The 19517-nt window shown below is 71.6% G+C and carries 17 protein-coding genes; 4 read left to right on the top strand and 13 right to left on the bottom strand.

All coding sequences use genetic code 11. The features are described 5' to 3' along the window. From ABT288_RS11330 to ABT288_RS11305, 6 genes are all read right to left on the bottom strand, one after another. The coding region (locus ABT288_RS11330; RefSeq protein ID WP_351605243.1) for an ATP-binding cassette domain-containing protein at positions 1–1804 on the bottom strand (1804 nt) is incomplete at its 3' end. Further along, complete coding sequence (locus ABT288_RS11325; protein ID WP_351605239.1) at positions 1801–3537, bottom strand: ABC transporter ATP-binding protein/permease; 1737 nt, start codon at positions 3535–3537, stop codon at positions 1801–1803. The genes ABT288_RS11325 and ABT288_RS11330, both read right to left, overlap by 4 nt. After that, positions 3534–4796, bottom strand: a complete 1263-nt coding sequence (locus tag ABT288_RS11320) for a cytochrome d ubiquinol oxidase subunit II (RefSeq protein WP_351605236.1) — start codon at positions 4794–4796, stop codon at positions 3534–3536. The genes ABT288_RS11325 and ABT288_RS11320 overlap by 4 nt, the downstream gene beginning before the upstream one ends. Continuing rightward, positions 4789–6156: a cytochrome ubiquinol oxidase subunit I gene (locus tag ABT288_RS11315; RefSeq protein WP_351605233.1), complete on the bottom strand. Its 1368-nt coding sequence runs from the start codon at positions 6154–6156 to the stop codon at positions 4789–4791. The genes ABT288_RS11320 and ABT288_RS11315 overlap by 8 nt, the downstream gene beginning before the upstream one ends. Positions 6157–6216: 60 nt before the next feature. Further along, positions 6217–6792 (bottom strand): Dps family protein, encoded by a 576-nt coding sequence (locus tag ABT288_RS11310; protein ID WP_351605231.1) that lies wholly within the window; start codon positions 6790–6792, stop codon positions 6217–6219. A gap of 154 nt (positions 6793–6946) precedes the next feature. Then, entirely contained in the window at positions 6947–7390 is a 444-nt protein-coding gene (locus ABT288_RS11305; RefSeq protein ID WP_351605228.1) for an SsgA family sporulation/cell division regulator, read from the bottom strand. Between the two features lie 205 nt (positions 7391–7595). On the opposite strand from ABT288_RS11305, the gene ABT288_RS11300 reads away from it, so the two are divergent. The 3 genes from ABT288_RS11300 to ABT288_RS11290 are packed head-to-tail and all read left to right on the top strand — an operon-like array spanning position 7596 to position 10449. Beyond that, positions 7596–8585 (top strand): pirin family protein, encoded by a 990-nt coding sequence (locus tag ABT288_RS11300; RefSeq protein ID WP_351605225.1) that lies wholly within the window; start codon positions 7596–7598, stop codon positions 8583–8585. 20 nt (positions 8586–8605) lie between these two features. Continuing rightward, positions 8606–8944, top strand: coding sequence for a GNAT family N-acetyltransferase (locus ABT288_RS11295; RefSeq protein ID WP_351605222.1), 339 nt, complete (start codon positions 8606–8608; stop codon positions 8942–8944). Next, positions 8839–10449, top strand: coding sequence for a thiamine pyrophosphate-dependent enzyme (locus ABT288_RS11290; protein ID WP_502972741.1), 1611 nt, complete (start codon positions 8839–8841; stop codon positions 10447–10449). The genes ABT288_RS11295 and ABT288_RS11290 overlap by 106 nt, the downstream gene beginning before the upstream one ends. Before the next feature lie 464 nt (positions 10450–10913). Here the strand turns inward: ABT288_RS11290 and ABT288_RS11285 are convergent, their stop codons facing one another. The 5 genes from ABT288_RS11285 to ABT288_RS11265 form a co-directional block, all read right to left on the bottom strand. Next, positions 10914–12572, bottom strand: coding sequence for an MFS transporter (locus ABT288_RS11285; protein ID WP_351605219.1), 1659 nt, complete (start codon positions 12570–12572; stop codon positions 10914–10916). 141 nt (positions 12573–12713) lie between these two features. Continuing rightward, on the bottom strand, positions 12714–13451 hold the full coding sequence (locus ABT288_RS11280) for a YoaK family protein (protein WP_351605217.1): 738 nt from the start codon (positions 13449–13451) through the stop codon (positions 12714–12716). Beyond that, the gene (locus ABT288_RS11275) at positions 13432–13956 is read right to left on the bottom strand and encodes a DoxX family protein (protein WP_351605214.1); all 525 of its coding nucleotides are present in this window, start codon (positions 13954–13956) and stop codon (positions 13432–13434) included. The genes ABT288_RS11280 and ABT288_RS11275 overlap by 20 nt, the downstream gene beginning before the upstream one ends. 48 nt (positions 13957–14004) lie before the next feature. Continuing rightward, positions 14005–14667 (bottom strand): hydrolase, encoded by a 663-nt coding sequence (locus ABT288_RS11270; protein ID WP_351605211.1) that lies wholly within the window; start codon positions 14665–14667, stop codon positions 14005–14007. 155 nt (positions 14668–14822) lie between these two features. Next, positions 14823–16697: an amidohydrolase gene (locus tag ABT288_RS11265; protein ID WP_351605413.1), complete on the bottom strand. Its 1875-nt coding sequence runs from the start codon at positions 16695–16697 to the stop codon at positions 14823–14825. Between the two features lie 423 nt (positions 16698–17120). Here ABT288_RS11265 and ABT288_RS11260 point away from each other — a divergent pair, with 423 nt between their 5' ends. Beyond that, positions 17121–18092 carry an alpha/beta hydrolase gene (locus ABT288_RS11260; RefSeq protein WP_351605209.1) on the top strand — a complete coding sequence of 324 codons (972 nt, stop codon included), beginning with the start codon at positions 17121–17123 and terminating at the stop codon, positions 18090–18092. 226 nt (positions 18093–18318) lie between these two features. On the opposite strand, the gene ABT288_RS11255 is transcribed toward ABT288_RS11260, so the two are convergent. Both ABT288_RS11255 and ABT288_RS11250 read right to left on the bottom strand, forming a co-directional pair. After that, positions 18319–18771, bottom strand: a complete 453-nt coding sequence (locus ABT288_RS11255) for a WhiB family transcriptional regulator (RefSeq protein ID WP_351605207.1) — start codon at positions 18769–18771, stop codon at positions 18319–18321. A 64-nt stretch (positions 18772–18835) separates the two neighbouring features. After that, positions 18836–19384 carry a Rossmann-fold NAD(P)-binding domain-containing protein gene (locus ABT288_RS11250; RefSeq protein ID WP_351605204.1) on the bottom strand — a complete coding sequence of 183 codons (549 nt, stop codon included), beginning with the start codon at positions 19382–19384 and terminating at the stop codon, positions 18836–18838. Positions 19385–19517 lie beyond the last annotated feature (133 nt).

The raw sequence follows: 19517 nt of genomic DNA, 5'->3' as shown, positions 1-19517 counted from the left end.
CGGCGGGGGGGCCCCCCCCCCCCCCCGGACCCCGCCGGCGTCGGCGGGTGCCCGCACCGCCGTCTCCCGGGCCCCGCGGCGCCCGGGCCCCGCCGGGCCGGGCCACGGCAGGGTCACCGGCCCGCCCGAGGCGGACCACCGCGGTCGGCGGCCGGTCGAGCAGACCGAGGTCCTGCTCCTGCATCGCGATCACCACCGAGGTCTCCGGCAGCGCCCGGAACAGCGCGGCCAGCAGAGCCTCGGCGGTGGGCCGGTCCAGACCGGCGGTGGGTTCGTCCAGCAGGAGCACCGGCGGCCGCCGCAGCACGGCACGCGCGATCGCGAGGCGCCGCCGCTGCCCCTGGGACAGCAGACGCCCACCGGGACCCACCGGGGTGTCGAGCGACAGGGCGGAGAGACCGACCATGTCCCGTACGGCCCGCAGGTCGGCGGTGTCGGCCGAGGGGGCGGCCTGACGGAGGTTGCCCGCCACCGTGTCGTCGGCCAGCCAGTCGTCGGCCTCGACCAGGGTGATCGTCTCGGCGACGACCCGGGCCGGCAGTTCCTGCACGGGTGTGCCGCCGAGGAGGACCGTGCTGGCAGGCGCCGGTATCCGCCCGGCGAGCTGTCCGAGCAGCGTCGACTTCCCGCTGCCGTTGGGCCCGGTGACCAGCACCGGACCGGGGCCGGACAGGGGCATGGTGAGGGGTGCCCAAGAGCCGGGAACCGGCAGTCCTGCCGTTTCCAGGCCGTGGGCCGCCGTCTCCCCACTGTGCGGGGCGGTTTCCAGGCCGTGCATGGTCGTTTCCAGGCCGTGCGGGGCCGTCCGCACACCGCGCGCGGCCCGCCGATGCCGATCGGTCGGCGGCTCCCCGGCGGCCAGCGGCGCGAGGCGTCCGGCCGCGTCACCAGCCTGGGTCAACAGGTGCAGCAGCCGGGGCAGCCGCTCCAGCAGCTCCCACCCCGCGGCCATCAGCAGCACCTCCCCCACCGCGACGGCGACGGGCTGCGCCGGGGCGGCGCACAGCGCGATCACCAGCACTGACGCCTGTCCCACCGCGGCAAGCAGGCGCAGCGCCAGCCGGCCCAGCCGTTCGGTTCGGGCGGTGGCCCACTCGGCGGACTCGACCGCCGTCATCGCGGTCGTCGCCGCCTGTCGCGCCTGCGGTACGGCGTCCAGGCAACGCAGTTCGTCGAAGGCGGCCCGGCTGTCGAGCAGCACGGTACGGAGCGCGGCCCTGGCCGCGGCGGCGGTGGCCAGACCTTCGCGCGCGAGGCGGTGGGCTCGCCGCGCGCAGACCAGGCCCGCCGCCCAGACCACCAGCTCGGCCGTCCCGAGGAGCGGCATCGCCCACAGCAGCAGAATCTCGATCAGGCATGCGGTGGTGACCGCCGCCGCCAGGGGCGCGCAGACGTCCGTGGGCAGACCCGCGACGGTCTCCACGTCCGAGGTGAGCCGGGCGAGCAGTGTCCCGTCGCGTTGTCCGCGCAGCTCCCGGGGGGTGAGGCGGGCCGCGCCACGGGCCAGCCGGGTGCGCAGCGCCACGGTGGCGGTCAGCAACGTCCGGTGGCTGTCGAGGCGTTCGAGGTAGCGCAGTCCGGTGCGGGCCAGGGCCAGCGTCCGCACGGCGCCCGAAGGGTACATCCAGGACCAGGTGGTGTTGGCCTGGAGGGTGACCACAGCGCAGGTCGTCAGGAACCAGCCGGACACGCCGAGGAGCGCGGCTCCGCTGAGCTCGGCGGCGGAGGCCAGCAGCATTCCGGTCAGCAGGGCGCGGCGCGGAGCCGCCGTGCGCAGCAAGCGCCAGGTGCCGGTTGGGTTCATCGGGCCCTCCCGTGGTCCAGCGTGATGACCTGGTCCGCCAGCGGCAGCAGCGCGGGACTGTGGGTGGCGAGCAGGACCGTACGGTCGCGGGCCAGAGTCCGCAGCGCCGACAGGACCCGCTGCTCCGCCTCCGGGTCGAGGTGTGCGGTGGGTTCGTCCAGGCACAGCATGGACGCGTCCCGCAACAGCGCCCGGACGAGGGCCAGTTGCTGGGACTGGCCGGAGGACAGGCCGGTGCCGCGTTCACCCAGCGGGGTGTCCAGTCCCTGCGGCAGCGAGGTCAGGAGGTCGTCGAAGCCGAGGGCGGCGGCGGCCCCCAGCAGGTCGTCGTCGCTCGCGGCGGGCCGGGCCAGGAGGAGGTTCTCGCGGAGGGTGCCGGGAAGCAGGTGCGTCGGCTGGCCCACCCAGGCGACCCGGCGGGGATCGGCGGGGACGGCCCGTCCGTCCAGCACGTGGAGCACGCGTCCCCCGTGCGGGGCGATGAGCCCCGCCGCCACGGCGAGCAGGGTGGACTTGCCCGCACCGCTCGGTCCGATGACGGCGAGGCACCCGGCCGGTGCGAGCTGCACATCGACCCGGTCCAGGGCGGGCGCCGCACGCCCCGGGTGACGGATCGTCACGGCTGCCAGACGCACCCCGGGAGGCGCTGCATCACGGGCCGGCCGGAACGGCGCGGCCGACGGCGGGTCCGTCTCCTCGGGTGCGTCCAGGACCGCGCCCAGCAGCTCGGCGGCGGCAGCGGCCCGGGCACGGGCGTGGTAACCGGCGGCCAGGTCCCGGGCCGGGGCGAAGTAGGCGGGCACCAGCACCAGGACGAACAGCGCCGCGGACAGGCTCATGCGGTTCGGGACGAGGGGCAGGTGCAGGTAGTCGAGCAGGACCAGGCCGCAGTAGGTCGCCACCACGGCGAGGGTGCCGGTGATGAGCAGTTCGACCCACGCGGTCGACAGAAAGGCGATCCGCAGCACCTTCTCGGTCCGCCGGGCGACCTCCCGGTCGTCCCGCTCCAGGGACTGGGCCGCCTCGTCGTGCGCGCCGAGCCCGACCAGGGTGGGCAGCCCGCGCAGATGGTCCAGGAGCCGGGCCTGATGGGTGCGGATCCCGGTCAGCTGCGCGCGGACGGCGCCCTGCGTGCCCAGGCCGATGACCTTCAGGTTGGCCGGCAGCAGTGGGGTTGCGGCCAGGACGAGCAGCGCGACGAACCAACTGCGCCAGGTGATGGCGGCCAGGACGAGACCGCTGCCGAGCAGCATGGTGGTGCGTGCGGGCAGATAGCCGGTGAGCCAGTCGGTCAGCTGGTCCACCTCGCCGTCGACCGCTCGGGCGGGTGCCGCCTCGTCCAGGTCGGTGCGGGCCGGTCCGCGGGCGGGCAGCGCCGTCTCGATGATCCGGCGCCGCAATGTCTCGCGCACGAGGCGGGCGCCACGGGCGGCCGCCGCGTCGCCGGCGGCCAGCAGGCCGGCGCGCAGCGCCAGTCCGGCAGCGGTCAGCAGGGCGGGCAACACTACGGCTGTCACGGGCAGTTCGCCGTGCAGCGCCGACAGGCCGTGTTGCGCACCCCAGGAGAGCCCGCCCGCCCACAGGACCGTGCCCGACTGGGCCGCGCCGCGCAGGATCCCGGCGCGGCGCAGCTCGGGCCGACCGACCGCCGCCCAGGCCTTCAGCCTGGCGGGCGCCGGATCGTCGCTCCGATCCGCGGCCAGTTCGTCCAGCAGTACGGAGGTGCCGTTCACGAGGTGCTCTCCGCCCCGGTGTCCGCGTCGAAGTATCCGGCGCGGCCGTCACGGCGGTCGCCGACGATCCAGGCGGCCAGCGCGGTGCAGCCCAGCACCGTGACGCCGATCGGCCCGATCAGGTCGGAGACGCCGCCGAACACGTCCTGGGAGAGGCCGGTGGCCAGGACGCCGAGCACGGTCAGCAGGGCGCGTCGCACGATCGTCCGCGCCGCGCCGGTGGGCGCCGGTACGGCCGGAAGCGCCCGGCCCCGGGCGGGCAACGGCGGTACCGGGCTTTCCACCGGGTCGCTGTACTTGCCGCGGAAACTCCGCCACGCGTAGATGTTGTAGGCGAGGACGAACGGCATGCACAGGCCGACGCCGAGGACCAGGAAGACCTGGGAGGAGTGCGGGCTCGCCACCTGATGGACGGTCAGGCCGGGTGGTACGACCACCGGCAGGGAGAGGGCGGCGAGTCCCAGGAGCCCACTGGCGGTCATGGTGGCCACGGCCGCGAACGGCCGCCAGTCGGGACGGCGGCCGAAGCCGTGCCAGGCCACCGCGCCGGCCACGGCGGCGACCCCCACAGCGAGCCAGAACAGCACGGCCCGCACCGGCTGGCCGAGATGGAACTGCTGCGGGTCGGCGCCCGGCAGCAGCAGGCCGAGCACGAGCGCCATGACCACGGTGGCCAGCAGCAGGGTCCGTCCGGTGCGGCGGACCTCCGGCCGCGACCACCCCTCGGTCTTGTCCTGCAGCCAGGCGGCCCCGGCCAGCAGATAGACGACGACCAGACCGAGGGCGCACAGCACGCCGTAGAGGCTGAACCAGTCGAACGCCCCGCCGTGGAAGGCTCCGCTCCGCTGCCGTGGGCCGGTGAGCACGGCCCCGAGGACGAGGCCCTGGCAGACGGTGGCCGCGAGCGAGGCCCCGCCGAACAACAGGGCCCAGCCCCGCCGGTAGCGGCCGGCCGCGCTGTGCATCTCCAGGCCCAGTCCGCGCAGGATGATCGAGGCCAGCATGACGATCAGCGGCAGATAGACGCCGGGCAGCACCACGGCGTAGGCGCCGGGCAGACCGGCCCACAGGACCACGCCGACCAGGATGAGCCAGCTCTCGTTGGCGTCCCAGGCGGTGGCGACGATCTCGCCGTACTCCCGTCGGCGCTCGGGCTTGGCAACCAGGCTGAGCATGCCCAAGCCGAGGTCGTAGCCGTCGAGGACGACGTACATGCCGAGGGAGAAGAGGACCAGGGCGTAAGCGCAGTACTCAAGCAACGAGGGCCTCCGGGACATCGGGCGAGGCGGGGCCGGTGGGCAGTGCCTCGGGGCCGGCCTTGACCGTGCGGACGATGTAGCGGGCCCAGATGGCCAGCAGGGTGACGTAGAGCAGGACGAAGCCGGCGAGGCTCGCGGCGACTTCGGCGGTGGACAGGTGGGAGACCGCGTCCGCGGTGCGCAGCTGGCCGTATACGACCCACGGTTGGCGGCCCGTCTCGGCGACGATCCAGCCGCCGGTGATGGCGACGATCCCGGCCGGCGTCATCCACACCATCCACCGCAGGAAGCGCGGCGAGTCGAACAGGCGTCGCCGCATGCGCAGGACCACGCCCGCGAAGGCCGTGCCGAACATGAGCAGCGCGGTGAAGTACATCGCGCGGAAGCCGTAGAACGTGGTCCACATGTTGGGACGTTCGTCGGGCGGGGTCTGCAGCAGTCCGGGCGTCGTCGTCCTGCCGCTGAGGTCCTGGGCGATGACCGAGCCGAGGCGGGGAATCTCGACGTGCAGCCGGTTCTCGCCCTTGCCCGTGTCGGGGACGACGAGCAGGTTGTAGCCGTTGTTGTCGCTCTTCCAGTTGCCCTCGAACGCCTCCAGCTTGGGGAGTTGGTGCTGTCCCATGAAGACGGCGGTGCCGTCTCCGACGTACAGCTGCACCGGCATCAGCACACCGAGGACGCCGAGGGCGATGGACAGACAGCGGCGGGCCATGGGCTGGGCGGACGACCGTTTCTTCACCAGGTACCAGGCGGAGATCCCGCCGACGAACCAGGCGGAGCTGATCAGTACGGCCAGCAGCATGTGCGGGAAGCGGTGGGCGAAGGCGGGATTGAACAGGATGCTGATCCAGTCCTTCGCGTGGAACTGGCCGGCGACCTTCTCGTAGCCGACCGGGTCCTGCATCCAGCTGTTGGCCGACAGGATCCAGGTGGTGGACAGCAGGGTGCCGAAGGCGACCATCCAGCTGGCCAGGGCCATGGTGCGCGGGCGGATCCGCCCGTCCCCGTAGAGCATCAGGCCGATGAAGCCCGCCTCCAGGAAGAAGGCCGTGATCACCTCCATGCCGATGGTGACGCCGATGACCGGACCGACCGCGTGGGCGTACATGCCCCAGTTCAGGCCGAACTCGAAGGTCATCACCGTGCCCGCGACCACGCCCAGGCCGAAGCCGACGGCGAAGATCTTCTTCCAGAACCGGAAGATCTGCAGGTACAGAGGATTTCCCGTGCGGACGTAGACCGTGTGGACGACGGCGAGCAGCACGGAGAGCCCCACGGTGAGCGCGGGGAAGGTCATGTGGAACATCGCGGTGATCGCGAACTGCCATCGGGACAGTTCGACGACGGTGGGCGAAGCCATGGGTACTCCAGGGGAGCGGCGGTCGCGACGGGGTCCTGGCCGTCGGCGGGTCCGCCTGGGTCAGGAACGCACCAGCGGGGTGTCGACCAGGTGCTCGGCCAGGAACCAGGCCTGGAGTTCGCCGGTGCGGATGATCTGCGAGACCAGCAGGTCGTTGGTGCCGTCGTCGCCCAGCTCGGCAGTGCGGGTGGCCGCGTCATGGGCCTCGGTCAGGATGATCTCGTGGGCCTCCAGCAGCCGCGAGAGCATGGCCGGGACCTCCTCCACGCCGTCCGGCGGGCGCGGGATCGACGTGATCTCGGCGACGTGCCGGGAGTCGCCCACGGCGACGCCGCCCAGGGTCTGGACGCGCTCGGCGAGGGTGTCGACGAGTTCCAGCTGCTCTCCGGCATGCTTGTCCAGGAGCAGGTGCAGCTGATAGAAGGTCGCGCCCCGCATGATCCAGTGGTGCTTCTTGTAGAGGCCGTAGAGGATCTGGGTGTCCGCCAGGACCCTGTTGAGGCGCTGGCAGGAGTACATGCGTGCCTCGTAGGACAGGGCGAGGGGGAACTGCTTGACGGTCCCGAACTCCTGGATGACCGCGCCCTTCTGATGCAGCCACGGCTGACTGCCGGCGGGCTTGGAGCTGGTGGTCATGATGTGCCTCCTGTGATGTCGGTGACGGATGAGTACGGTCGACGCTAGGTGCCGAACCGGTGGCCGCGTTGCCCGGGAGCGCACGCGTAGGTGCCCGTCAGTGCACCGGGTTCGGCGCGGGCGGTCGGGGGTCCGGCCCGGGCGGGCCGGAGGGTCACTCGCTGCCGGCCGTGAGTTGTTCGACGATGCGTTCCAGATCGGTGTGACGGTGCTCGGTGCCCGGCGGTACCAGTGCGTCGGTGTGATGCAGAAACGCCGTGACGGCGGAGCACGAGATCTCGAGGGCCGCCGATCCGTGCCGGGTGCTGAGCAGGACCCGGACCGTGTCCGGATGGCAGCGGTGCCGTGGGATCACCGTCACGTCCCCGGACCCGGTGGGCCGGCGCAGCCCCCGGGCGAGGAGCGACCGGGCGAAGAACCAGTCGACCGAGGCGGCGGAGGGGGTGCCCAGGGACAGGCGCACGGCGTAGGGGTCCGCTGCGGTGTACCTGAGCTCGGCCGGCAGCGGTACCGGTGGATCGCCGGCCACGGTGACAAGGATCGTCGTCGTGCATACGATCGGGCCTTCGTCCGTGGCACCGGCGTGATGCTGTGTCATACCGCCTCCTGTCTGCGACTGTTCCGTTCCGCTCGTCCGCCGGGTTCCGGCGGTCCACGGTGCTGGTGACCGTACGGCGGGTCCGCCGGGGAGGATTGCCGGCGAGCGCACGGGGTGTTGCCGGTCGAAGAACCGTGCTCGATGGCCCGAGCGCCCACCTAATGGTTGAATGTGAAACAATTATTCGGCTGAGAGGCTGCGCACCATGAGAAATGTCGAGACGACGCCCGCCGAGGTGCGGTGCGGCGCGGCCGGGGCAGGCGAGCGACCGGACGGGGTGCCCCGGGTCGACGTACTGACCCCGCGCGACGTGCCCCTGGGTGGCCCCCGGTCCATGACCGTGCGGCGCACACTGCCCCAGCGTGCCCGCACGCTGATCGGGGCCTGGTGCTTCGCCGACCACTACGGCCCCGACGATGTCTCCGAGACCGGCGGCATGGATGTCGCCCCGCATCCCCACACCGGACTCCAGACGGTCAGCTGGCTCTTCACCGGGGAGATCGAGCACCGGGACAGCCTGGGCAGCCACGCCTTCGTACGGCCCGGCGAGCTGAACCTCATGACCGGCGGGCACGGCATCGCCCACTCCGAGGTCTCCACCCCGCGGACCACCGTCCTGCACGGCGTCCAGCTGTGGGTGGCGCTGCCCGAGGAGCACCGGCACACCGCACGCGACTTCCAGCGCCACGTCCCCGAACCGGTGCGGATCGACGGGGCGGAGGTCAGGGTCTTCCTTGGCTCGCTCGGCGGCGTCACCTCACCGGTACCGACCTTCACGCCCCTGCTCGGCGCCGAGATCGTGCTCCAGCCCCACGCGACGGTCACTTTCGCGGTGGATCCCGGCTTCGAGCATGGTCTCCTGGTCGACCGGGGTGACGTCCGCCTGGGCGACGTCCTGCTGCGCCCCGCCGAACTGGGCTACGTCCACCCGGGCCCCGGCACGCTGACGCTGACCAACGACTCGGACGGCCCCGCGCGGACGGTCCTGCTCGGCGGGATGCCGTTCGGGGAGGAGATCGTGATGTGGTGGAATTTCATCGGCCGCAGCCACGAGGACATTGCCAAAGCCCGCGAGGACTGGCAAGAATCCTCCGATCGCTTCGGCATCGTCGAAGGATATCCCGGAGACCGACTTCCCGCGCCTGCCCTGCCCCATGCGAGCATCAAGCCGCGCAGGAATCCACCGGTTCACTGATCCCCATCGAAAGGCACCCCGTGAGCCAGCCTTCCACCGCACCCGTCGTCGAGCGTACAGACGCCAGGAACCGCTACGAAATCCTGGTCGAGGGCAAGCGAGCCGGACTGACCGCCTACCGTGACCGCGGGGAACAGCGCGTCTTCTACCACACCGAGATCGACGACGCCTTCGCCGGCCAAGGCCTCGCTTCCCAGCTGGTCCAGGAGGCGCTCACCGACGTGCGGAAGTCCGGGAAGCGGATCGTGCCCGTCTGCCCGTACGTGGCCAAGTTCCTCAAGCGGCACGAAGAGTTCGCCGACATCACGGACCCGGTGACGCCCGACGTGCTGCGCTGGCTGGAGGCCGAACTCGGCTGACCGTCCCCCTCCGGCCGGCCGCCGGGTCCGGCGGCCGGCTGTACGCGCAGCGCACCGCTTCGCACATACCCAGCGGCGAGACCGGCACCGGCTACTTCCAGGAGACCCACCCCGACCGGCTTTTCGCCGAGTGCAGCCACTATTCGGAGCTGATCTCCTCTCCTCGCCAGATGCCCCGCGTGGTGCAGACGGCGATCCAGCACGCCGTCGGGCGGCGTGGTGTCTCCGTGGTGGCCCTGTCCGGTGACACCGCGGCGGAGGACTCCCCGGACGCGGCACCCGAACTCGCCATGCCACTGGACCTGCCCGCCATTCGCCCGGGGAACCAGGAACTCGCCCGGCTCACGGAACTCGTGGACGCCGCCGAGCGGGTCATGGTGTTCTGCGGCCGGGGCGTCGAGGGCGCCCACGCGGAGGTCATGGCCTTCGTGGGGAAGGTGAAGGCCCCGGTCGGCCACGCCCTGCGCGGCAAGGAGCACATTCAGTACGACAACCCGTACGACATCGGCATGTCCGGGCTGCTCGGCTACGGATCGGCCTACGAGGCCATGCACGAGTGCGATCTGCTGATCCTGCTCGGCACCGACTTCCCGTACACCGAGTTCCTGCCCCGCCATGTGCGGACCGTACAGGTCGACGTGCAGCCCGAGCGGCTCGGCCGGCGTACCGGACTCGACCTGGCCGTCTGGGGCGACGCTGGCGAGACACTGCGGTGCCTGACGCCCGCCGTGCGGGAGAAGACCTCCCGCCGCTTCCTCGACCGCATGCTGGAGCGGCACGCGCACGCCCTCGAGGGCGCCGTGAACGCCTACACGCGCAACGTCGAGCGGCACACCCCGATCCACCCCGAATACGTGGCCTCGGTGCTCGACGAAGTGGCCGCCGACGACGCAGTGTTCACGGTCGACACCGGCATGTGCTGTGTGTGGGCGGCGCGTTACCTCACGCCCAACGGCCGCCGCCGCCGCATCCTCGGGTCCTTCGTGCACGGCTCGATGGCCAACGCGCTGCCTCAGGCGATCGGCGCGCAGTTCCTGGACCGCGGCCGGCAGGTCGTCTCCCTCTCCGGCGACGGCGGCTTCTCCATGCTGATGGGCGACTTCCTCACCCTCGTCCAGTACGGCCTGCCGGTGAAGGTGGCCGTCTTCGACAACTCCTCCCTCGGCATGGTCGACCTGGAGATGATGGTCGACGGGCTGCTCCCGTACGGCACCACCTACCCGCACACCGACTACGCCGCCATCGCCAGGGCCGCCGGGGCGTTCGGCATCCGGGTGGAGAAACCCGCCGAGGTGCGCGACGCGCTGCGCGAGGCCTTCGCCCATGACGGCCCCGCGCTGGTCGACGTCGTCACCGACCCCGCCGCGCTGGCCGTCCCCCCGAAGATCACCACCGAGCAGCTCAGCGGCTTCGCCCTGTCCGCGAGCCGTACGGTCCTCAGCGGAGGCGTCGGCCGCATGGTCCACCTGGCCCGGGCCAACCTGCGCACCATTCCCCGCCCCTGAGCGCGCGTGGACCGCGGCACAGGGCTTTCCCGGCCGTGCTGTCGTCGCGGGCGGGACGGCCGGTTCCCATGACCCGGCCCGTCGGCGTCCTGTGGGCGTCGCGCACGCCGCTCAGCGCGGTCGACGTGATCCGTCGCGGTGTCGGGGCCACGCGGCGTGCGCTGAACAGTCGTCGGCCCGTGCCCTGGAACCGGACACGCGGGCGCCGTCCCTGCGGCCGGGGCCGGTCGCGGTCGGCACCGCCCCGGACGTACCTGCCCACCGGGGGACCGACGCGCTGGAGCGCGAGCACCCGGCGGCCGTGCACGACGGGGCCGTCGCACCGACCGCACGGAGCGCCGCGCTGCCGTCCCGAGGGACCTCCGTCAGCCCGGACCAGGCCCAACTACTCGACAATCCAGAGACGTTGGCCGGTGCTCCACCCTGCTCGGGCAGTACCACAGGCCGGCCGCCGAGCGGTGGTCTCAGGCGCCGGAGCCCGGCGCACCGGCGTCAGTCCGTTGCGGTACCGCGGGTCCCGACGTGGTGTCGAAGGCATGGGTCACCGCGGGGACGGTCCCGGGCGTGAGCAGCTCGCGAGCCCGTTCCTCGTGGCGGCGGTCGGTGGCCGTCAGCCGGACGTGGTGCTGGGCGAGGTGCTCGGCCCAGGAGGAGACCAGATAGGTCTCGACGAAGCGTTCCGGGTCGCTGCCGTCCTGGTAGAGGCCCCAGGTGAGGGCCCCGGTACGGCGCCTGGACCGGGCCACGCGGTGCATGCGGTCCGTGAACTCGGCACGGCTGTCCGCGGGGACCCGGTAGACGACGGAGACCAGGACCGGGCCGTCAGCCTCTCCCGGCTCGAACACCAGGGGCGGAGCGGGCCAGTGGTCGGACGGCGAGGGGTTGATCCCCTCGGGGTCGTGCAGCGGCCACCGGTGCACGGTGGCGGCGCTGAGCAGCATCACGGCGCCGGCGATCAGCAGACATCCGCTGAGCCCCAGCCAGCCGGCCAACGCCCCCCACAGAGGCGCCGCCAGCGCCTGTCCGCCCTGGAAGACCAGGAGGTAGACGGCGAGCCCCCGGGCCCGGACCCAACCCGGCAGCCGTGTCTGCACGGCCGCGTTGAGCGTGGACAGCACGGCGATCCAGGCGAGGCCCCCGGGCAGCAGTGCGGCCGCGACCAGCCACGGCGTACGGACCGTCGCCAGCACCGCGAGCACCCCGGCGAACACCACGGCGCCCGCCGCGAGCGTGCCGTTGGCCCCCAGCACGCGGCGCACGCGGGGCAGCGTGAAGGCCCCCGCCACCGCTCCCACGCCCACCGCCCCCAGCAGCAGCCCGTATCCGCCCGAGCCGAGGCCCAGGGAGCGGCTCGCCGTCAGGGGCAGCAGGGCCCACAGAGCCGCGCCGCCGGGGATGAACAGGAGCGTACGCAGCAGGACCCGGCGCACGCCGGGCGCGTTCCACACATAGCGGCGCCCGGCATGCAGGGCGGCCATCAGCCCTTCGTTCCCCGTGCCGGGGGCGGCCGTCGGCGGGCGCCGCCACACCAGGAGGACGGTTGCGATGCCCAGGTACGAGGCAGCGTTGAAGGCGAAGACCCAGCCCGCGCCCGCCGCCGCGACCAACGCCCCGCCCAGCGCCGGACCCACGGCGCGGGCCAGGTTGACGTTCACCGCGCCCAGCGCCGCGGCCTGACTGAGCCGCCGGCGCTCCACCAGCTCCGGCTGGATCGCCTGCCAGGCCGGGCCCATCAGCGCCGTACCGCACCCCAGCAGGAAGGTGAGAAGGAGCAGCAGCGTCGGTGACAGCTCGTCCGTGAACGCCAGCACGGCCAGCGCACCGGACACCGTGAGCATCGCGAACTGCGCGGCCAGCAGCACCGAGCGCCGGTCGAAGCGGTCGGCGATCACCCCGGAGGGCAGGGCCAGCAGCACGACGGGAAGGCTGGAGGCGGTCTGCACGAGCGTCACCAGTGCCGCGCCGTGGCCCACCAGCGTCCACTGGGCGCCCACCGTCTGCATCCAGCTGCCGATGTTGGAGACCAACTGGGCGATCCACAGCGCCCGGAAGACACGGGCCGCGAGGGGTGCCCACGGGGAGTCGGTCTCCACGGGTGCCGGTGACGACGGTGCGTTGCTCATAGTTGTCCAGACCGGGTGCGGGGCGGGCACGGAAGGGAGTGACCGTAGCGCCGGCCGGCGAAAGGCTCTTGACCGGGAGCGCACGGGATGTGGCCCCGGAGCGCAGTGACTTCGCTCCGGGGCCTGCAGGGCGCGGGTTGCTCAGGACGGCGGCCGGATCCAGGCGGCGTCGGTGCTCGACAGCCGGTGCGTCACCGCGCAGGTGAGCGCCAGGAGCAGCAGGGCGAGGCCGAGCGTGAGCACGAGATGGCCGTGCAGCAGGAGTTCGGTGCCCACGAACGCGCCGAGCAGCATGGCCAGCACGGACAGGATCCGGCGGCCCGGCCGAGGTGCCGCGCCGCCCGCCTGGGTGGAGTCCGCGGCCAGCCCCGTGAGGGTCAGCGTCAGTACGGTCGTGGTGAGGTCGGGCACGCCGAGACGCCGGGCGACCGCGTTCTGCAGACCCATGCCGAGCCCGAGACACACGATCAGCGTGTACTGGACACCGGTGGTGACCCGGTCGCCGGTGACCGCCGTGACGGCGACGGTGACGGCGACCAGGACCGTCTGCGCGGCGGTGGACGTCCGCAGCAGGTGCCCACGGTGCGCGGCGAACCGGGTACCCAGCCTGCCGCCGGCCAGCGCGCCGAGGAGGAACACCGCCAGCGCGACGACGGAGGCGAGCGCGGACAGGTTCGGGGCGCCCGCCATCGCGAATCCGAGGAACACCACGTTGCCGGTCATGTTGGCGACGAAGACGTGCCCGAGGGCCAGATAGCTCACCGCGTCGACCAGTCCGGTGACCACGGTCAGCGTCAGCATCAGGGGAGGCAGCGGCCCGTGACGGTCGTCCCTGGGCGGCACCAGGGTGCGTGCCGCGTCAGTCAGCAGCCTGCGCATGAGGTGTCCTTTCCGACGCGGTGGGCACGCGGTGCAGCACCAGGCGGGTCAGCAGCCCGCTGGCAGGGCCGAGCACGATCGCGGCGAGGACGATCCACTGCGGCCACGGGGTGATGCCCAGCACGTGGTCGAGGGACCACCGGCCGGGCCCGGTGAGGGACAGCGCCGCGGAGACGACGACGAGGACCATCGGGTACTCGTAGCCGTCGTTCTGCACCCACAGTCCCTTGGGCCATTTGACGGTGCCCGCGACCGTCATCACGCCCATGGCCGCCATCGCGGCCAGCGGCGTCAGCAGCCCGGCGGCCAGGAACAGGCCGGCACCGATCTGACTGGCACCCGCCACGACCGCCGTGAGGCGGCCGCCGCGGAACCCGTCGTGACGGAACTCCTCGGTACCGCCCGCCAAGCCGTGGCCACCCAGCCGATAGCTCACCTTCTGCACTCCGTGACCGGCGACGAGGAGTCCCGCCACCAGCCGCAGGACCAGCAGTCCAGCATCCATCTCTTCCTACCTGTTCCTGACCTCGTTCTTCTCGCCTACGCGGTGGGGTCAGCCGGCGGCGTGGGCGCCGATCACGGCCTGCGCGTAGACCAGACCGAGGCCGTACGCGCCGCCGTGCTCCTTGACGACCTCCGTGACCGGCACGTACGTCTCGGTGCGGGCCCAGTCACGCTGGAGCTCCAACAGGACCTGCACCCAGGTGACCGGGACGGCGCCGGCCTGGATCATGCGCTGAACGGCGTGTTCGTGCGCCTGCGGGCTGACACCGCCGGACGCGTCGGTGACCACGTAGACCTCGTAACCCTGGGCGAGGGCGGACAGCGCGGGCAGGACGACGCAGACCTCGGTCCACAGACCGGCTATGACGAGCTTTCTGCGACCGGTCTCCTTGACGGCCTCGACGAACGCGGCGTCCTCCCAGGCGTTCATCGTGGTGCGGTCGATGATCTCGTGGTCGGGGAAGACGTCGGCCAGCTGCGGCACGATCGGGCCGGAGAAGGACTCGGCGGCCACGGTGCTCAGCACCACCGGCACGTCGAACACCTTGGCGGCCTTGGCCAGGCCCAGGGTGGAGTTGATGATCGCGGTGCGGTCGCCGCTGCCCGTGCCGAAGAACATCTGCGGCTGGTGGTCCACGAACAGGACCGCACAGTTGTCGGGTGTCAGCAGGCCGGCGCTGGGGGACGCGGTGACCTCGGCGATGTCGGTCATGTGAGGGTGCCTTTCCATCAGTAACGGCGCGGACAGGCGTCCGCGTCGGGTCAGAAACCGCCCGGTGGACGGTTCGTCGAGTGGTGTCCCGGAGGGGGCGGCTCGTGGCCCGGCCCCTTCCGGGAGTGCGAGGAGAGCGACGAGAACTAGGAGCGTTAGAGGGCGAAGCAGGGATCGAAGGGCGTGCCGGCGGCGTCCGGGAACTGGCCGCGCCGCACGCGCCACTCGCGGTGCTGCTCCGACTCGGCGACGGCCTCGCCGAGGGACTCCGCCTGGCGCACGCCCGCGAGGTGCGGCCCGGACGCCTGGTAGCCGCCGAAGTGCGCGACCGGGCTCCAGCCGGGGCTCACGGACGGCAGTTCCTCGTCGAGCCCCTCGTACTCGCCGGCGGCGTAGACGATCCGGCCGCCGGTGACCGTGAGCAGCGACTCGATGTGCGCGATCGTCGGCTCGGAGACGGTGAAGAAGTCCTCGGACAGCACCGCGAGGTCCGCGTAACACCCCGGCCGCAGAACGCCCTTGACCTCCTGCTCGCCGGTCAGCTCGGCGCCGCCCCGGGTGAACATCCGCAGGGCCGTCTCCCGGTCGACCCGGTTGCTCCGGGGGCGCAGCACGAGGTCGCCGACGCTGCGGCCGCTCACCAGCCAGTGCAGGGCCACCCAGGGGTTGTAGGTGGACACCCGGGTGGCGTCCGTGCCGGCGGCAACGGTCAGCCCGCGCTCCAGCATCTCCCGGATCGGCGGGGCTTCGGCGGCTCTGCCCGGGCCGTAGCGGCGCAGGAACGCCTCGCCCTGGAACGACAGCCGGTTCTGGACGGACATGGCACCGCCGAGCGCGGCAACGCGGTCGAGGCTGTCCGGGGACACGGTCTCGGCGTGGTCGAACAACCAGCGGTTCCCGGCCGGGAAAAGCCCCTCGGCGGCGAGCTTCTCGAGGACCGCGAGGTCCCGCCGGATGGTCTCGTCGTAGGTGGCATGCAGCCTGAATCCCCAGCCGTTCTCCATGAGGAGACGGACAGCCTTCTCGAATTCCTCCTCATAGTCTCCGAGTTCCGGACGCGGCTGGTTGAAGTTCTCGAAATCCGCCGCCGCCCAGGTGAGATTCTCACCCGCGCCGTTGAGCCGCAGCCATGCGTCCCCGTCCTCGGGACGCACCATGTCGATCCAGCGGGTGAGGTCGGCTATCTCCTGGCCCGCGGTCTGGGGGAAGAGGTGATAGGCGATGCGCAGCGACAACTGGCCGGCCTTCGCCAGCTCGATGACGGTGCTGTAGTTGTCGGGGAAGTTCTGGAACCCACCGGCGGCGTCGATCGCCGAGGTCAGCCCGAACCGGTTCAGCTCGCGCAGGAAATGCCGGGTCGAGACCTTCTGGTCCGCCTCCTCCAGAACCGGCGCCTTGGCCAGAGTCGAGTAGAGGATGAGGGCGCCGGGCGCCGCGAGCAGCATGCCCGTCGGCTCTCCGTCCCGGCCGCGGACGATCTGTCCGCCCCTGGGATCGGGGGTGCCCTTGTCGAATCCCGCCGCCTTCACGGCCGCCCGGTTGAGGACCGCGGACTGGTACAGGTGCAGGACGAACACCGGGGTGTCGGGGGCGGCGGCGTTCAGTTCCGCGACGGTCGGCAGCCGTCGTTCGGCGAACTGCTCGGCCGACCACCCTCCCACCACCCGCACCCACTGGCCCTTGGGGGTGCGCGCGGCCTGTTCCCGCAGCATGGCCAGGCCCCGGCGCAGCGAGCGAACACCGTCCCAGCGCAGTTCCAGTACGTAGTTGAGCCCGCCGCGGATGACGTGCAGATGGGCGTCGTTGAGCCCGGGGATCACCCGCCGGCCGAGCGCGTCCACCACCTTCGTGGCGGCTCCGACGTGCGCAGCTACGTCCTTGTCGGCACCGACGACCGTGATGACACCGTTCTTGACGGCGAGCGCCTCGGCCTGCGGGTGGTCCGGGTCTCCCGTATGGATTCTCGCGTTGCGGACGACGAGCTCTGCGGCATCGTCGGTGGCCTGGGGAACCAGTCCGCCGACCGGCATTGGAGACACGTGTGCAGGACCCCTTCCGGGATGGGCGACTTCGATGGCCGCCGCGAACGAACGCGACGGACGGGACATGCCTTGACGGTTGGGTGTTCGCTGTCGAATCTGTCGAACGCGCGGGCGAACCATGACCGTCGCGCCGTCACGCTAGGCGCGGTGGGCGCCGTCGTGTGTCCTGCCAGCGCACTGGAACATTGCCCACAGCGCACGGGGTGCGCGGCACGGGATCGCTGTTCCGGAGACCGTCCGTCCGGCCGGCGCTGTCGTGCGCTGTGGGGACATCGGACGTGCGCCTGCGGACAACCATCGCGCAGGCAGGGCATCTACCGTGCGGTGCAGCGGCGCCGGAGTGCCCAGCACGACGATCCGGATCGATTCCCGGAAACGACCGCCGTACCCTACGAATTCCAGGAGACGCGCATGTCTGACGCCTTCGCGCCGGTCGACCCGGTGCTGGAACCCGCGGCAGCCGAGTTCGCCCAGGCGACCGCCAACCCGCCCTACCTCTTCGACCTGGCCCCGGCGGAGGGCCGCAAGGCGGTCGACGAGGTGCAGTCCGGCGAGATCGACAAGCCGGCGATCGACGAGGAGTGGATCACCGTCTCCGGCGGTCCGACGGGCACCGTCCGCGCCCGGATCGTCCGCCCCGCGGGCGCCGAGGGAACCCTGCCGGTGATCCTCTACATCCACGGCGCGGGCTGGGTCTTCGGCAACGCCCACACCCACGACCGCCTGGTACGCGAACTCGCCGTCGGCGCCAACGCCGCGGTCGTCTTCCCCGAGTACGACCTGTCGCCCGAGGCCCGCTACCCGGTCGCCATCGAGCAGAACTTCGCCGTCGCGCAGTGGGTCGTGGAACAGGGCGCGACCAAGGGGCTGGACGGCACGCGGCTGGCGGTGGCCGGCGACTCGGTCGGCGGCAACATGACGGCCGCGCTGACCCTGATGGCCAAGGAGCGCGGCGGGATCCCGCTGGTCCAGCAGGTGCTGTTCTACCCGGTCACGGACGCGAACTTCGACACCCCGTCGTACCACCGGTTCGCCACCGGCTACTTCCTGCGCCGGGACGGCATGCAGTGGTTCTGGGACCAGTACACGACCGACGAGGCCGAGCGCGCCGAGATCACCGCCTCACCGCTGCGCGCCACGACCGAGCAGTTGAAGGATCTGCCGCCGGCGCTGGTCATCACCGGTGAGGCGGATGTGCTGCGCGACGAGGGCGAGGCCTACGCCAACAAGCTGCGCGAGGCGGGCGTGCCGGTCACCGCGGTCCGTTTCCAGGGCATCATCCACGACTTCGTGATGCTCAACGCGCTGCGCGGCACCCACGCGGCCGAGGCCGCCATCACCATCGCGGTGCGCACACTGCACGCGGCTCTGCACACGGCCTGAGTCCGGGGGACGACCCGGACACAGGCCGGGAGTCCCATAAAACTCCCGGTTGCCCCTGGCAGAGGACTGTCAGGGGCAACCGGGCCAGGTCACGCGGGTTCCATGAGTGCGGTGGGGCGCTCCCACCATGCCGTGTCAGGCGGAGAAGCAGCCCGGGTCCCCGGCGGCCCCACCGACCTTCGCCGCCTCGAGCCAACTACCGCCGGTCGGCGCAAGGTTGCGACGGTCATGCCGAAGGCGACGGCCAGCAGCGCGACCAGCTAGCCGGGGGCGCCGGTCGCGGCGCGACCAAGCGCGCGACACCTCCTGTCGCTTCCCCGGTCGAGTGCGATGGATCTTGATGCCGGTCATCCCGATGACAGATAACGGTGGAAGTTCGCCCCCCGTGGGCTGCTGGACGCCTCAGTGGCGACGGACGTCCCGGGCCCTTCTCCTGCCGTTCCGCCTCGGTGAGACCGTCCCAGACGTCGTCGGCCTGGCGAGAGGTCTCGGCGAAGAGACCACAGGGGGAACTGACCGGGCAGGACCTGCAGATCGCACGTGCTGCCTCTTCGCGCCGTCGGCGTGCATCGCCCCGCTCACCGGTGGGTGAGAAGAAGACGGAGCTGTCCATGCCACGGCACGCGGCGTCGGCCTGCCACCTGTATATTTCCAAAAGGGGCTTCGTCTGGGATTTCACGAAGACCTCCACTCGAATGTTCCGCAATGGTCGTTTCCAGGCGCCTTTGCTACGGCAGCGACGGCTACGCGAGACAGTTGTCTTTCGCTGCACGCGTGGAAGTCCACCAGCGCACTGTTCGTCCCCTCCACCGAACGTGCGGCGCGCCCAGTCGGCGAAGCCGGTCCAGGGGATTTCTGGATGAGCGTCGTGCAGCGCGGGAATGTCGACGCGTGAACGCACCGAGGTCGGGGCTGGTCAGCTGCTGCAACGGCCGGTCGGGGGAAAGCGGCAGATCGAGAACACCGTTGAGGATGGGCTCTGCATCGCCCGGAGCGTTGTCGAAGAAATACGTCGGCTCCAGGATCGTATAGGACACATCCCTGGGGATCGGCTCGACTTCGATCCGCGTCTTGCTGTCGAAATGCGGTATGCCGCTTTCCTGACCGGCGCCGGTGACCGCGCTACACACGAGATGGGGGCACGCCCTTTTCGCCGACGACGGCCAGGACCGTTCAACCCTGACGCAGTTTCCGCCTCCACAACGGCCTCGAAGGGGGTGGTCATCGCGAAGACGCCCGCCCCCGCTCATCGCCGCGGCGAGCGACTCGGGATCGTTCAGGGATCCGGCCATGACTTCTACGCCTTGGCGGGCCAAATTCCGTGCGGTTCCTAGTGGCTCGTCTCGGAGCCTTGACCAGTTAATTGATCCTTCGTCCGTTGCACGGCAGGCTGCCTTCAAGCTGTGATCGCGGAGGTGGTCGTGG

Source organism: Streptomyces sp. NPDC001093, assembly GCF_040298985.1.
Lineage (GTDB): Bacteria > Actinomycetota > Actinomycetes > Streptomycetales > Streptomycetaceae > Streptomyces.
This window is presented reverse-complemented; position numbering and strand designations above follow the sequence as displayed.

What these genes read in the sequence shown, in the direction of transcription:
- ABT288_RS11315 (WP_351605233.1), bottom strand. Translation starts at nt 6,156, where the DNA reads ATGGCTTCGCCCACCGTCGTCGAACTGTCCCGATGGCAGTTCGCGATC.
- ABT288_RS11310 (WP_351605231.1), bottom strand. Translation starts at nt 6,792, where the DNA reads ATGACCACCAGCTCCAAGCCCGCCGGCAGTCAGCCGTGGCTGCATCAG.
- ABT288_RS11305 (WP_351605228.1), bottom strand. Translation starts at nt 7,390, where the DNA reads ATGACACAGCATCACGCCGGTGCCACGGACGAAGGCCCGATCGTATGC.
- ABT288_RS11300 (WP_351605225.1), top strand. Translation starts at nt 7,596, where the DNA reads ATGAGAAATGTCGAGACGACGCCCGCCGAGGTGCGGTGCGGCGCGGCC.
- ABT288_RS11285 (WP_351605219.1), bottom strand. Translation starts at nt 12,572, where the DNA reads ATGAGCAACGCACCGTCGTCACCGGCACCCGTGGAGACCGACTCCCCG.
- ABT288_RS11280 (WP_351605217.1), bottom strand. Translation starts at nt 13,451, where the DNA reads ATGCGCAGGCTGCTGACTGACGCGGCACGCACCCTGGTGCCGCCCAGG.
- ABT288_RS11275 (WP_351605214.1), bottom strand. Translation starts at nt 13,956, where the DNA reads ATGGATGCTGGACTGCTGGTCCTGCGGCTGGTGGCGGGACTCCTCGTC.
- ABT288_RS11270 (WP_351605211.1), bottom strand. Translation starts at nt 14,667, where the DNA reads ATGACCGACATCGCCGAGGTCACCGCGTCCCCCAGCGCCGGCCTGCTG.
- ABT288_RS11265 (WP_351605413.1), bottom strand. Translation starts at nt 16,697, where the DNA reads ATGCCGGTCGGCGGACTGGTTCCCCAGGCCACCGACGATGCCGCAGAG.
- ABT288_RS11260 (WP_351605209.1), top strand. Translation starts at nt 17,121, where the DNA reads ATGTCTGACGCCTTCGCGCCGGTCGACCCGGTGCTGGAACCCGCGGCA.
- ABT288_RS11250 (WP_351605204.1), bottom strand. Translation starts at nt 19,384, where the DNA reads ATGGCCGGATCCCTGAACGATCCCGAGTCGCTCGCCGCGGCGATGAGC.